The sequence below is a fragment of the Terriglobales bacterium genome, from assembly GCA_035487355.1.
Taxonomy (GTDB): domain Bacteria; phylum Acidobacteriota; class Terriglobia; order Terriglobales; family Acidobacteriaceae; genus QIAW01.
Genome location: DATHMF010000043.1, coordinates 1 through 12,777 on the forward strand (window position 1 = coordinate 1; position 12,777 = coordinate 12,777).

A 12,777-nucleotide genomic window follows, 5' to 3' on the forward strand; every position below is an offset into this window, starting at 1 on the left:
AGCACTTGTTTGGGGGTAGTCATGAGTTCCAATTTGCATTTTAGGCGGTGTCTGCAGTTTGTGTCGCCCCTCCAGGGCTCGTACTGTATTTTCAGCTTACCCAGCGCTTCCGCGCTGGGCTAAACTCTTCGCCGCGCCTCCGGCGCTGGCACATCGTCTTACCATCGTTGTCGCACCTATGAATAAATTCGGGTTCTACAGAATCACTCCACAGCAAAATTGGCTGAAGGCGTGATGGTTTGCTTGGAGACGTTGTCGTTCACTTTAATCGTCAGGCGATAGGTTCCCGGCTCGAGCGAAGCCAGCGGCATGCTTCTTTCCAGAGTAATCTTGTCACCAACTTTGCCCATCGTGTCGGTGGACTCTACCATGTGAGCTATTGGCTTGTTGGTGGCGATGTTCACCACATCGTATTCGATAGTGGCAGAGGGTTTCTTGCTCTGCTCGTCAATCCCCAGGTTGTAAACCTGCATCCAGAAATTCATTTTCTGGTCACGGCGGAAACCGGCAGGCTTGCCGTCGGAAGGTTCCACGCGCGGACACACCTTAGTATCGTCAATCACGCAGTTGCCAGCGCCCACGCTTTTGGTCGAAACTTTCTCAATTCGGTCTGCTAGGATCAAGCTGGAAGAGGCCAGCTTGTCATCGCCGAACTCGGGAACGGTAAGTGCTCTGCTGAGACTGCTTATCCTGTCGCCTTTCATGTCTTTCACGACAACATCCATGAGATAGCGGCCCGGGTGCAACGGGATTGCCTTCCAGTATATGGATCGGTTTTGCGTGGTCTTCTCCAGCAATTCGGCGGGAACCTCTACGCTTACAGTATCCCCAAAGGTCTGGGCGACAAATTGCGTCATCGTGCTCACGGTTCCGGAAATATTCACCACGCCGCGCGCCACTCCATCTTTGGTTTCAAAGGTGATGTCTTTGTTCCGCACCTGAATTGTGACGGGAACCAGCACGGCATCTGAGCCGGTCTTCACAAAATCAGTCCGTACATCAAAGGGCATAGGGCCAGTACCGATGATGTGGGATACGTGTTCCTTCAAGCCCTTGAATTTGAATTCCGCTTGCCGTAGAAGTCCAACATATTGCTCCAGCCGATCAAACTCCTTGCTGTTTTGCTGGCTTTGCAGGCCGTTAGCCATGGGCTGCTGGCCGGCGCCGGGCACATGGGCAAGTGCATTTTTGTCCTCGGGATTCATGGTCATGCGGTAGGCGCCGCACTGACAGTCATCCACAAATTCGATGTTTATATCGTCGCCGATGCCGTCAATGTGACGGTAGCGCCAGTCTTCGAAAGGATAGGTTGAAGTCATCCCACCGCCCTCTTCAATGGGACGCTGATAAGTGCCTCCTGAAGGATGCGACTCGATTTCATCAGGCTTACCGAATTTAATATAAATCATGCCGCGATCGGTCCTCCATCCGGGGATTCCGGCGGCAAAGTGCTCGTTGGCGTAGGTGAGGCGCCGGTAGTGCTCATCTTTGAACTCGTTTTCCGGGCTATCTGGTGTGGGGTTGCGGCGGTGCCAAACTATTTCGATAAACTGGTCACGCTCTTCATCGTTCGAGAGCTTTGCGAAAGCATCCAGTTCTTCCTGGGTGATAATGTAAATAACATCCTGCAGGAACTGCTTGTAAGGCTTAGCTAACTCCTCCCTCAGGGCCTTCGCGTTCTTCTCTTTTTGTTTCTTGCTCAGCGGGCGCTTTAAAGGATCGGCCGCGCTCTGTTTTCCGGTGACCTGTTTCTGGTCAGAGCTTTGCTCCTTGGTGGTATCAGTAGAGGACTGGGCCCAGACCAGCGCGGTGAAGATCAGCAATCCTAAAGCAATGGCAGAAAAGCGGGAGAGAAAACGAACACTTGTCATAAGAGGTTGCTCCAGAAAACAGCTTAGATGGACTCGAAAATTGTAGTTTCAAATGATCTTCGAAGCAAGTGATTACTTACATTGCATCCGTCCGATGCAAGCCCCTCCCTGGTACCTGGATTGTTCATCATGTCTTATTTCAAACGTCATATGTATTAGCGGCAGGTCCTAATGGGCACCAGGGTCTCGAAATAGAACTGCGGCATTTTTTTGTTCTGCCGGTTTCTTCCTTTGACCGGCAAATGCGAATATAATTTTCGACGGGGCAAGACTCTTTTAAATCTGGAACGTCCAAATGTGGTTGAGGTGTGCCCCGGGGACGGTTTCAGGGAACTTTTCAGAACAAACCAACGTAACTGATTGAGGAATCATGAACCTGAAGAAACTCCTGATTATCGGCGGAATCGTCTTGGCTGTAGTACTTATGGTAGGCATTACCGTGGTGCACAACGCCCAGGGAGTGGTTGGGGTCCAGATGGCCAAGGTGAAACCTCAAGACCTGACTTCAACGGTAACCGCATCGGGTCAAATTACGCCTAAGACCTTTGTCAATATCGGCGCCAATGCCATGGGCAAGATCACCAAGCTCTATGTAAAAGAGGGCGATCAGATCAAGAAAGGCGAAAAACTGGCGCAACTGGAAAACGTGCAGTCCACGGCCGACGTGGGCGCGCAACGGGCCATGCTCTCGGCCAATGAAGCGGATGCGATTGCGGCCGACGCCGGACTGAAGACGTCAATTGCGCAACTGAACCGGGACAAGGCTGATTTGGGGCAGAAAAAGCTGGACTACGACCGCGCCGAAGGGCTTTACCGGTCTGAACTAATCTCCAAGGCGGATTACGACGCGCGCAAGGCGGCTTATGAAACCGCGGATGCCAACGTTGCTCAATCTGAGGCGCGCATTGCCCAAAGCAAAGCCCAGCGGGATTCCGCCCAAGGGCACGTAACCTCGGCGCGCGCCACCCTCACCCGCTTCAGCGATCTGCTCAATAAGACCGTTTATACCGCTCCCTTTGACGGCACAATCACCAATTTGCCAGTACATGAGGGAGAGACGGTGGTGATGGGAATACAGAACTCCCCGGGCAGCACTCTTATGACGCTGGCTGATCTTTCTGTGATCACGGCGGAGGTCAGGGTTGATGAGACTGATATTGTGAATGTCAAGCTGGGACAGCCGGCGGAGGTCACCATTGATGCCATTCCTAAAAAGGTCTTTCATGGCACGGTGACTGAGATTGGCGACAACGCCATTATCCGCTCCACGGGTGTGGCAACCTCGCAGAGCACGACCGGCACCGAAGAAGCCAAGGATTTCAAGGTTGTCGTCACATTGAGCGACCCGCCGGCGAACCTGCGTCCCGGCCTTTCCACCACGGCCAAGATCACGACAGCATCGCGCTCGCACGTGCTTGCAGTACCGCTGCAGGCCCTGACCATTCGGCAAGCCAAGGACCTGCAAGACAACGCCGACAAAAAGAACAACGTGCAGGCAGCAGGACCTGCCTCGGACAACCAAGGTAAAGACGACCCCGGCAAGAAGGAGTTGCAGGGCGTCTTCGTGGTGGAGAACAATAAAGCTAAGTTTGTCACGGTAGAAACTGGCGTTTCCGCAGTTACGGACATCGAAGTTTTAAGTGGGCTCAAGGAAAACGACACGATTGTGACCGGCAGCTATAAAGTGTTGCGGACCCTGCGCAACGGGACAAGAGTCAAACAAGATACGAGCGAAGTGCGGCCCGACGAACAAAAGTCGTGATCTCTTCGTAACGTGAACAGGAACCAGACGAACCGGAAAAGGATTTATGTCTACCCAATTGGCCAATATGATTGATCCTACGACGCAAGCGCCCCCGACAGATTGCATCATCTACACCCAGAATCTCTGGAAGACCTACGATATGGGGTCAGAGCAGCAGGTGCACGCTCTGCAAGGCCTCCATTTGCAAATTGGACGCAACGAGTACGTGGCCATCATGGGCCCCTCGGGTTCAGGCAAATCCACGCTCATGAACCTGATCGGATGTCTGGATACGCCCAGCCAGGGACAATACTGGCTCAACGGCCAACTGGTCAGCGAGTTGGATGATGACGAGCTGGCGCGCATCCGCAACAAGGAAATTGGTTTTGTCTTTCAGACCTTCAACCTTCTGGCCCGCGCCACCGCCCTGCACAACGTGGAGTTGCCGCTCATCTACAACGGCACACCCGCGCACGAACGCATCGAACGCGCCAAGGCGGCGCTGGGCATTGTGAACCTGGAACCACGCATGCATCACAAGCCTAACGAGCTTTCCGGCGGCCAGCGCCAGCGTGTAGCCATTGCGCGCGCGCTGGTGAACCATCCTTCGATCATCCTCGCCGACGAGCCCACGGGAAACCTGGACTCACAAACCGGCAAAGAGATCATGGCCCTGTTCGATCAACTGCACTCCCAGGGCAACACCATTATTCTGGTGACCCACGAGCACGACATCGCTGCTTACGCCCACCGCGTAATCTACATCAAAGACGGGGTGATTAGCAGCGACGAGCGTAACCCCAGAAAGTAGTTAATGATGGTGGAAGATCATGTGGGCAAGATGCCCCACATGACAGCCGGCGGGACGCCGGCGCTACCTGGGCCTTGTGGTTAGCTTTTCTTTTGATACTGTAGAATGAATCAGGAGCTAGTGATGCTCCCTTCCTGAGCGCAACTCATCCGGAGAGATGGCCGAGTGGCTGAAGGCGCACGCTTGGAAAGCGTGTATACGTTAACGCGTATCGTGGGTTCGAATCCCACTCTCTCCGCCATAAACAAAGGACTTAGCTTGGGTGCGCACAATACACAATGTGGCTAACCTCGGAGTACATGTTGATCTAATGACTGTTGTGACCATTTAGCAAATCAAGAAAATTTTCATACTAACCGAAACCGGACTTTCAGACATGAAATCCTAGCATCTCGGCAAAAATACAAGGGCGCTGCCAACTAAAGTCGGCAACGCCCTGTTTGACTAACCTAATGTGATGCTACTGTTTCGTTTTCTTCGATGTTTTTCTGTGTGTGGAGTCCTTCATCTCCGCTACTTAGCAAGGAGCAACGCTAAGATCTCTTCGCTTTGATTCTTCGAAAAATAACATGTGGTTCTGGTTTAAGCAGCTTGTCGGCCAAATCAAGATATTTCTGAATCCAAGCTTCTTCCTCTTCCTCAGCGGAGAGAGGCCCCTTGTCTTTTTTCAGCAAAAAGCCGAGCTGTTCGTAGTCCGGGAATCGTTTCATGAGGCTCGTCCAGCGCCGCCGGTGCGTACGTAATCTACTCAACCTAAGCCGAGCGGATGTTTGCGGTATCCGAGAGGCGTCCCACCGTTGATACGCAAGGCTAAAAACGCCTCTCGTGTTTTGATCAGATCATCCTATTTTAGGAAGAATGGTTGAAGTCAACCTCCAGAATATTTGACTACTGTCCCGCTCCTGCAAGGCACTTTTAGAGCAGCGAGATCACAGTCAGTGTCACTGCATTGGAGGTGCCTCCGCCTGGGGCGGGATTGAAGACGGTGACCGCATGTCCCCCGAGACTCAGCAGACCGCTGTTAGCGACCTGAGCCTTAAGTTGAGTGGAGCTTACAAATGTAGTCGGATATTGCGCACCGTCAATCAGCACTACCGACCCACTAACAAATCCCGAACCACTGATGGTAAGGGTGTAGCCGCTTAGCACAGAAACTACGGGGTTAGGTGAAACGCTTGAGATAGAAGGCACGGGATTGTTGACCGTGAAGGTTAGATGCGCACTCGTACCGCCGCCCGGCGCAGGGTTGACCACGGTAATGGAAAGAGTTCCGGCAGAGGCGATGTCATTGGCAGGAATGGTTGCGCTGAGTTGAGTGCCACTGACGAAGGTTGTGTTTCGACTGGAGCCATTCACCTGGACCACTGCCCCATTAACAAAATTGGAGCCATTGACCGTCAGGGTGAAAGCTGGGCCGCCCACAGTAGTTGCGCTTGGCGAAATACTTGTGAGCGAGGGAACCGGATTATTGACAGTAAGGGTGAGCGATCCACTAGCCCCGCCCGGGTTGACTACCGTAATAGAAAGAGTTCCGGCAGAAGCGATGTCACTCGCTGGGATAGCCGCGCTGAGCTGAGCGCTGCTGACAAAGGTCGTGGTTCGACTGGAGCCGTTGACCTGGACTACCGACCCATTAATAAAATTCGTGCCATTCACTGTCAGGGTAAAGGCTGGGCCGCCAGCAAAGGCAGTACTTGGGGAAATGCTGGTGAGCGTGGGAACCGGATTATTGACAACGAGGGCTAACGCTGCCGAAGCGCCACCGTCCGGGTTTACCACCGTAATAGAGAGAGTTCCGGTAGAGGCAATGTCACTGGCAGGAATAGCCGCGCTGAGCTGAGTGTTGCCGACGAAAGTCGTGCTTCGACTGGATCCGTTGACCTGCACCACTGACCCGTTAACAAAACTCGTGCCATTCACCGTCAGAGTGAAAGCTGGGCCGCCCGCAAAGGTTGTGCTTGGGGAGATGCTGGTGAGCGAGGGGGGCGGATTATTGACAACGAGCGAAAGTGCGGCCGAAGCGCCGCCGCCCGGTGCGGGATTTACCACCGTAATGGAAAGAGTTCCAGCAGAAGCAATGTCACTGGCAGGGATGGCCGCGCTGAGTTGAGTGCTGCTGACAAAGGTCGTGCTACGGCTGGAGCCGTTGACCTGGACTACTGACCCATTCACAAATTTCGTTCCATTCACTGTCAGGGTAAAAGCTGGGCCGCCCGCGAAGGTTGTGCTTGGAGAGATGCTGGTGAGCGAGGGAACCGGATTATTGACGGTAAAGATGAGAGGCGCACTGGTGCCACCGGAGGAGGTCACTGTGATGGAGAGGGATCCAGCGTTGGCGAGGTCACCTGCGGTAAGCGTGGCCGTCAACTGGGTGCTGCTCACAAAAGCCGTGCTGCGGCTCGCCCCATTGACCTGGACCAACGAAGTGGCAGTAAAGTTCGTACCAGTGGCTGTGAGTGTGAGTGGACCGCTGCCTGCTATAGCGCTCGAAGGAGAAATACCGATCAAGGTCGGCGCTGTGGTGAAAACAGTGAGGTTTTGAGAACCAGACTGCCAGCCGCCACCTTCAGGGTTCGATACGCTCAAGGTTTGCGTTCCCGGGTTCGCTAAATCACTGCCGCTGAGCTGCACGCTGAGTTGAGTCCCACCGAGAAAGGTAGTAGGACGGCTGCTGCCGTTAAACAATATTTGCGAGTCCGCAAAGAAGTTGGTTCCGGTCAGGGTTATCGTCTGAGAGCTGCCGGCGGGCACGCTCGTGGGAGAGATACTTCGCAAGATCGGCATATTCGAAGAACTCTGCAGCAGGGGGTTGAGGATCGCCTCCAGTTGGGCGGCTGTCGCCTGCTTATTCAGGTAGGATTGCTGCATGTTGGGTGTCTGGGACCAACTGTTGCAGCCCACGCACTGTGACGTGGTGGGGAAAACGGTTGTCTGGCCGTTCAAGCCCGAAGCGATGAAATTCGTTCCCAGGCCGCGGACGGCAAACAGAAGGGCCACCTGGCCAAAACCTGCCACGGGGTTTCCGCCATTGGCTAGTTGCCAGGCGTCCTTGACGGGATCTTTCGTTGGATCGGACGTTGAGGACGGCCCAGTTATCACATCCTGGCTCATTTGGGCCCCTGACGAAACAATCTCACCCGGCCAGTTGGCAAACACGAAACTGGCGGCGTCGGCATCCACGCGGAAGTTGTGCTCGTTGCCGGAGGGGAACCAGCCGGCTTCAGACACCAGACGTTTCACCTTCTGGGTCACAAGCTGCATGCCGGTAAGCGGGCTGATGGAATCCGGCTGGCTTTGCAGCAGGGCCTGCAGCGGTTGATAGTATCCACTGGCCACGATATACACGCTGTGGTCGGGAGCATTCGCCAGCGCCTGCCGGTAAACGGTTACTGCATCGGGATAGTTGGCGCGTGTATCGCCAGGAGTGCCGAACTGATTGGTGATCTGTTGCGTGTAACTGCTGGTAGCGGAGTTTTCCAAAATAGGCGTCATGCCCTTGTGCGCACCGATGAGAACATTGGGGTGGCCGTAGTAGTTCGCTATGGCACGCATGGTGGGGGCGCTGTAGTCGTTCGCCGACGAGCAGATCAGAGCCAGCACGTTGACCTCGCCGCGGTCGGAAAGCCCCCAAAGGACAGCGTGATTGCCGACGTCATCCACGGACATGGACATATCGTCATCGAAAATGATGTTGACCGGTGCGACCGGGTCTTGCAATTGAGAAAACAAGGGAATTGCAGAGAACAGCAAGAGACATGCCATTGCGGCAGCCGATATGAGTCGCTTCATGGGAGTATCCTCGTAGAAATTGTTGGTGAAAGGGTCCTGGGTAGTGCGTAACTGGATTTCAGTCCGCAACTTTCATCAAGAAAGGGTCCGAATCTAACTTTTCTGTTCCGAGAATTCAGCTTCGGAAAACTTTGGGCGAGCAAATTCCGCGGGTTGCGTTCCGTGTATCTATCACGAGTTGCGACTCGCGCACGATCTTTTCGTAATCGTAATCGGAGTGATCGGTCACGATGATCACGCAGTCGTAATGCTCAAGATTGTCGAGCGAAGCACAATCCATCCCCAGGTCATAGTGGCGGCCACGGCCTACATGGGGAAAATATGGATCGTGATAACCGACTTTTGCTCCCTGTTTTTGCAGCAGCTCAATGATGGTCAGGGCCGGCGATTCGCGCAGGTCGTCAATATCCTTCTTATAGGCAACGCCCAGCACCAGGATCTGCGCACCATTGATGGTTTTCCTTTGCTGGTTCAACGCCGAACTCACGGTTGTAACGACATGATATGGCATTGCCGTGTTGATCTCGCCCGCCAGTTCGATGAAGCGTGTGTGGAAGTCAAACTGTTTCGCCTTCCAGGAAAGATAGAATGGGTCAATGGGAATGCAATGCCCGCCCAAGCCCGGCCCCGGATAGAACGGCTGGAAGCCAAATGGTTTGGTCGAGGCTGCCTGGATCACCTCCCAAATATCAATCCCCATGCGCAGTGACAGCAGCTTTAGTTCGTTCACCAGCGCGATGTTCACGCAGCGGTAAATGTTCTCCAGCAGCTTGGTCATCTCGGCTACAGCCGGCGTGGAGACTCGCACGACATGGTTGAAGATCGCCCCGTAAAGTGCGGCGGCCGACTCGGTAGCAGTGGGATTCAATCCGCCCACAACCTTGGGAATGTCGCGCCGCGCTACGCTGTCGTTGCCGGGGTCTTCCCGCTCCGGCGAAAACGCTATCAAGAATTCATTCGGCGCGGCGGTCTCCCCGCGCGCAGCTTTTAGACCCGAGAGATTGTTTTTCTCAAGAATTGGGACCAGCACTTCTTCGGTGGTTCCCGGATACGTCGTACTTTCCAGCACAATCAATTGCTCTGCACGCAGATGGGGTGCGATGGCTTCGGCCGTAGCCGTGATGTAGCTGAGGTCAGGCTGGTGGAATTCATCCAAAGGAGTCGGCACACAGATGATGACCGCATCCATCTCGCTGATGTGGCTGTAATCGGCGGTGGCCCAGAAACTTTGCCGCCTGGCCGCCTGAATGTCTGTTGGTGGAATGCGGAAGATGTAAGACTCCCCATTGCAAAGCGCCGAGACCTTACGGACATCAATATCAAAGCCGGTCACACGGAAACGTTGCTCGGAAAACAGCAGTGCCAGAGGCAGGCCGACGTATCCCAGGCCGATGACTCCGACACGTGCCGTGCGGTTGTCAATCTTGGTATTGAGATTTTCAGAGATCACTATTGAAGTGTTCATAGTCAAGATCACCTGTTCGCGTATGTGCTTAAAGCAGAAGTGGCAGTGGCTCTGCCTGAAGAAATGGCAGGTTCAACTCGCTTGAATCTGAACCGGCGTTTTATGCTTTCGACCCAATCCAATACAGACTGCAGTTCCAGCTCCAGCTCCCATAGATCGGAATAAAGATTTTTACGGACGAGATAGCGATGGTTGCCTGCTTTATCAGGCAGATTCTCACCGCCAGAACAAGAAGCAACATGCGAATACACGGACGACGCCATGTTAGCAGCATCGGAAGAGATGTTGTCAGGGTTACCGAACGGGAAGGCGAAAAAGCCAACAGGCTTTCCCAGATGACCCTCCAGGTCATGCTTGGACCCAACAATCTCCCACTCTAATTTCGTTCGATCCGCAGAGCCGCAATCAAGATGCGTACGAGTGTGGCTGCCAAATTCGGCTCCTTGAGAACCCCAATATTGAATTTGGTCCCATGTCAAAGGGAGGGCACCTTTGATTCCGTGCGCCAAGTCGTGTTGGAACTCACACTGAATTTCAACCGGTTGGGTAGTAATAAACAGTGCAACCGGAATCTCGGCCTCGTCAGCCACTGCTCGCAAATTCACGAAATTATCGGCATAGCCATCATCAAAGGTGAGCACGACGGTCGGAACCTTCACATTGCCGGAACGTAAGAGTTCGACCGCTTCGGCGAGGCTTACAATTCGATAATGTCTCCGCAAAAAGCTGACAGCTTGCCAGAAATTTTCTGTGGAAATACCCATTCGGTGCGGACGATCCGAAACGAGATGATGTGCCAGAACCAGCACGGGATAATGGCCGCGCCACCGGCGATACCAGTTTCGAGCAGAAGCGAATGGGGAAAACAACAATGTTTCCACGCTCAGCTTCCATTCTGAGCGAAAGCGCTGGCGGGAGAGCTTTGCTTGCGCAGTCTGAGTTGGCACCGGCTCGAGTTGCGTCAGGTAGGGGGAGTAGATTCTTTGTATCCACTCCATCACGACTTTGGAGGTTTTAACCTGGCTTGCAGTCTGCAGGCCAATAGCAGTTTGCAGCAGCAGATCGTCGGCTATCAGATCGCTTTTGAGCGTGATTCCTGCCAGCCCATCGTAAGGCTGCAACGGCATTTTGAGATGAGCGATGGTGAATGCGGTCTTTGAACCTCTCGTGAAGTGTTCAATTTCGATCTGGAGACTTTCTCCCACTTTTGTTCCATTGTGATTGTGCTCATCATAATACGCACGAATTGCACCACGTGAAGGAATTGACAATAGCTCTGAGCTCAGTGGAATATCTCCGAGCACAATGAGCAACTCTGCATTTTGTTGGCGAATGAACTCTAAAACCTTCGCATCGCCAATGTTTTCCGCCAGCAGGAACGGCGATCCGGCCTGGCCACACTTCTCGGCTAACCTCTCAACTGTGAATTTTCTTGCGCCGTTCAGATTACGCGGTGCGCCGTGGGTCCACCACAACACCCAATGCATGAATTCTTCAACCAGAGAATAGAACCAATGCTTCGCTCTTGTAGCGCCGTCCGCAATGCGCTGTTGCGCAAGTGGGAGTTTTTGCATGGGCCGTTGCACGATTCCGCAGATTTCCACGCCTGGTATCTCGTGTGTGACCCGACGAGCGATCTTCCAGACACGTAAAGGACGGACGTTAGATACAAGCAAGATGCGAGCGGGGTTCATTCGAGCCGTCATTGAATTTCAAGCAAAGACTTCTGTATCTGGCCCAGCGAAGCATTTAAGAAGTTGAGGAATACGCGCTCTGCACCCGCTTCGCGGAGTGCTTTCGCTCGGTGATGGTCTGCGATTCCTAGACATTTCATGCCGGCGGCCCTTGCTGCCTGAACTCCGGAAACAGAATCCTCAAAAACCAGTGATTCGAATGATTGAATCTGCAATTGCGCAGCCGCTTTACGGAAAATCGCGGGGTGCGGCTTGCCTATAGCGACGTCATCTCCGGTTACCACAGTCGCAAAGTAATCTCGCAGCCGCAGAGAATCCAGAATGTTATGCACTCGCCTGGAGCTGCCACTGGATGCCAAAGCTATTGGAATGCCAGTGCTATGGAGTTCATCAAGTAGCTGTTGCACTCCTGCAATCATTTGTAGATTTTGTACTTCCTCTTGAAATAGCCTGTCCTTCTCGTCACCATATGCCTGAACCTGATCGTCGGTCAGGTCACCGAAAAAATATCGCAAGATCTCCGCTTTCTTCCTGCCATCCCGAATAAATTCAAGCTCTGCGTCGGTTACTGATCTGCCCTTCGACAGCAGAAACTTTCTCCAGACCCTCATGTGGCTGGGATGGCTATCTACAACGACTCCATCCATATCAAAGATCACGCCCTTGATCATAGGTGACTCTCCTATTACGCCGAAGCGCCTGAACCCGGCCAGGTTAATTGTGCGTTCCGGTAACTGGCCGGAGTTCCCACATCCAAGAGATACTCGGAAATGGGATAAGCGGCTATTCTTCCAACCAACTTAGGCAACACGTCGAAACCAATGTCAGCAGGAATTCGATGCGGGATCGCATCAAAGATCAGCGGAGTTGCGACCAGAATTCCGGAAAAAGCAAGATTGCCGGAAGGGTTCGCCGGCTTTTCGGTAAATTCTTGAACCACATTTTCGCTATCAACGGTTACGATGCCACACTGCTCGGGGTTAGGGACCTCGTAGACTCCCATGGTTGCTATCAGGTTTCTCTGGCGATGAAACTCCAACATGTGTGTGAGATTCATGTTGGTCAAGACGTCGCCGTAAAAGATCCAAAAATCCCGCTCGTCCTTGACCCAATCGCGGTTTTCCAGCAAAGTTCCTGCGCTTCCGAGCAGAACTTCTTCCTCTTTGATGTGCACACCGATACCCTTACTGTGCTCTCTGAGAAACTCTTTTACTATGCCTGGATAAGAATGGGTATTCACCAGGATTTCGCCAATGCCGTGCCGGCGACACAGTTCAAGCCAGATCGCCAATAGAGGTATGCTCTGAATTGAAACCAGGCACTTGGGAATTATGTCTGTCAGCGGCCGTAAACGTTCGCCCTTGCCTGCTGCCAGTAGGAAAGCTTTCATACGATGTACTTGA

Annotated in this window: 9 protein-coding genes and 1 tRNA gene; 3 read left to right on the forward strand and 7 right to left on the reverse strand. The window is 53.4% G+C overall.

Features of this window, described 5'->3' with window-relative positions:
- Positions 1-203 precede the first annotated feature (203 nt).
- Positions 204-1,871: a GWxTD domain-containing protein gene (locus VK738_09540; GenBank protein ID HTD22884.1), complete on the reverse strand. Its 1,668-nt coding sequence runs from the start codon at positions 1,869-1,871 to the stop codon at positions 204-206.
- A 370-nt stretch (positions 1,872-2,241) separates the two neighbouring features.
- Here VK738_09540 and VK738_09545 point away from each other — a divergent pair, with 370 nt between their 5' ends.
- From VK738_09545 to VK738_09555, 3 genes are all read left to right on the forward strand, one after another.
- Positions 2,242-3,633 carry an efflux RND transporter periplasmic adaptor subunit gene (locus tag VK738_09545; protein HTD22885.1) on the forward strand — a complete coding sequence of 464 codons (1,392 nt, stop codon included), beginning with the start codon at positions 2,242-2,244 and terminating at the stop codon, positions 3,631-3,633.
- Positions 3,634-3,679: 46 nt separating this feature from the next.
- On the forward strand, positions 3,680-4,426 hold the full coding sequence (locus VK738_09550; GenBank protein ID HTD22886.1) for an ABC transporter ATP-binding protein: 747 nt from the start codon (positions 3,680-3,682) through the stop codon (positions 4,424-4,426).
- A gap of 151 nt (positions 4,427-4,577) precedes the next feature.
- Positions 4,578-4,667: transfer RNA gene (locus VK738_09555), tRNA-Ser, on the forward strand.
- A 292-nt stretch (positions 4,668-4,959) separates the two neighbouring features.
- Here the strand turns inward: VK738_09555 and VK738_09560 are convergent.
- The 6 genes from VK738_09560 to VK738_09585 all read right to left on the reverse strand — a co-directional run bounded on the left by VK738_09560 (position 4,960) and on the right by VK738_09585 (position 12,764).
- Positions 4,960-5,136, reverse strand: a complete 177-nt coding sequence (locus VK738_09560; protein HTD22887.1) for a hypothetical protein — start codon at positions 5,134-5,136, stop codon at positions 4,960-4,962.
- Positions 5,137-5,341: 205 nt separating this feature from the next.
- A complete protein-coding gene (locus tag VK738_09565; GenBank protein ID HTD22888.1) occupies positions 5,342-8,215 on the reverse strand; it encodes an IPT/TIG domain-containing protein in 2,874 nt (957 codons plus the stop codon).
- 115 nt (positions 8,216-8,330) lie between these two features.
- Positions 8,331-9,680, reverse strand: coding sequence for a nucleotide sugar dehydrogenase (locus VK738_09570; GenBank protein HTD22889.1), 1,350 nt, complete (start codon positions 9,678-9,680; stop codon positions 8,331-8,333).
- A gap of 8 nt (positions 9,681-9,688) precedes the next feature.
- Positions 9,689-11,254 (reverse strand): polysaccharide deacetylase family protein, encoded by a 1,566-nt coding sequence (locus VK738_09575; protein ID HTD22890.1) that lies wholly within the window; start codon positions 11,252-11,254, stop codon positions 9,689-9,691.
- A gap of 128 nt (positions 11,255-11,382) precedes the next feature.
- On the reverse strand, positions 11,383-12,045 hold the full coding sequence (locus VK738_09580; GenBank protein HTD22891.1) for an HAD family phosphatase: 663 nt from the start codon (positions 12,043-12,045) through the stop codon (positions 11,383-11,385).
- Positions 12,046-12,059: 14 nt separating this feature from the next.
- Entirely contained in the window at positions 12,060-12,764 is a 705-nt protein-coding gene (locus VK738_09585) for a nucleotidyltransferase family protein (GenBank protein HTD22892.1), read from the reverse strand.
- Positions 12,765-12,777: the final 13 nt, after the last annotated feature.

Excerpts from the sequence above, each read along its gene's own strand:
- VK738_09575 (HTD22890.1), bottom strand. The coding sequence starts at position 11,254 with ATGCAAAAACTCCCACTTGCGCAACAGCGCATTGCGGACGGCGCTACA.
- VK738_09570 (HTD22889.1), bottom strand. The coding sequence starts at position 9,680 with ATGAACACTTCAATAGTGATCTCTGAAAATCTCAATACCAAGATTGAC.
- VK738_09560 (HTD22887.1), bottom strand. The coding sequence starts at position 5,136 with ATGAAACGATTCCCGGACTACGAACAGCTCGGCTTTTTGCTGAAAAAA.
- VK738_09565 (HTD22888.1), bottom strand. The coding sequence starts at position 8,215 with ATGAAGCGACTCATATCGGCTGCCGCAATGGCATGTCTCTTGCTGTTC.
- VK738_09550 (HTD22886.1), top strand. The coding sequence starts at position 3,680 with ATGTCTACCCAATTGGCCAATATGATTGATCCTACGACGCAAGCGCCC.
- VK738_09540 (HTD22884.1), bottom strand. The coding sequence starts at position 1,871 with ATGACAAGTGTTCGTTTTCTCTCCCGCTTTTCTGCCATTGCTTTAGGA.
- VK738_09545 (HTD22885.1), top strand. The coding sequence starts at position 2,242 with ATGAACCTGAAGAAACTCCTGATTATCGGCGGAATCGTCTTGGCTGTA.
- VK738_09580 (HTD22891.1), bottom strand. The coding sequence starts at position 12,045 with ATGATCAAGGGCGTGATCTTTGATATGGATGGAGTCGTTGTAGATAGC.
- VK738_09585 (HTD22892.1), bottom strand. The coding sequence starts at position 12,764 with ATGAAAGCTTTCCTACTGGCAGCAGGCAAGGGCGAACGTTTACGGCCG.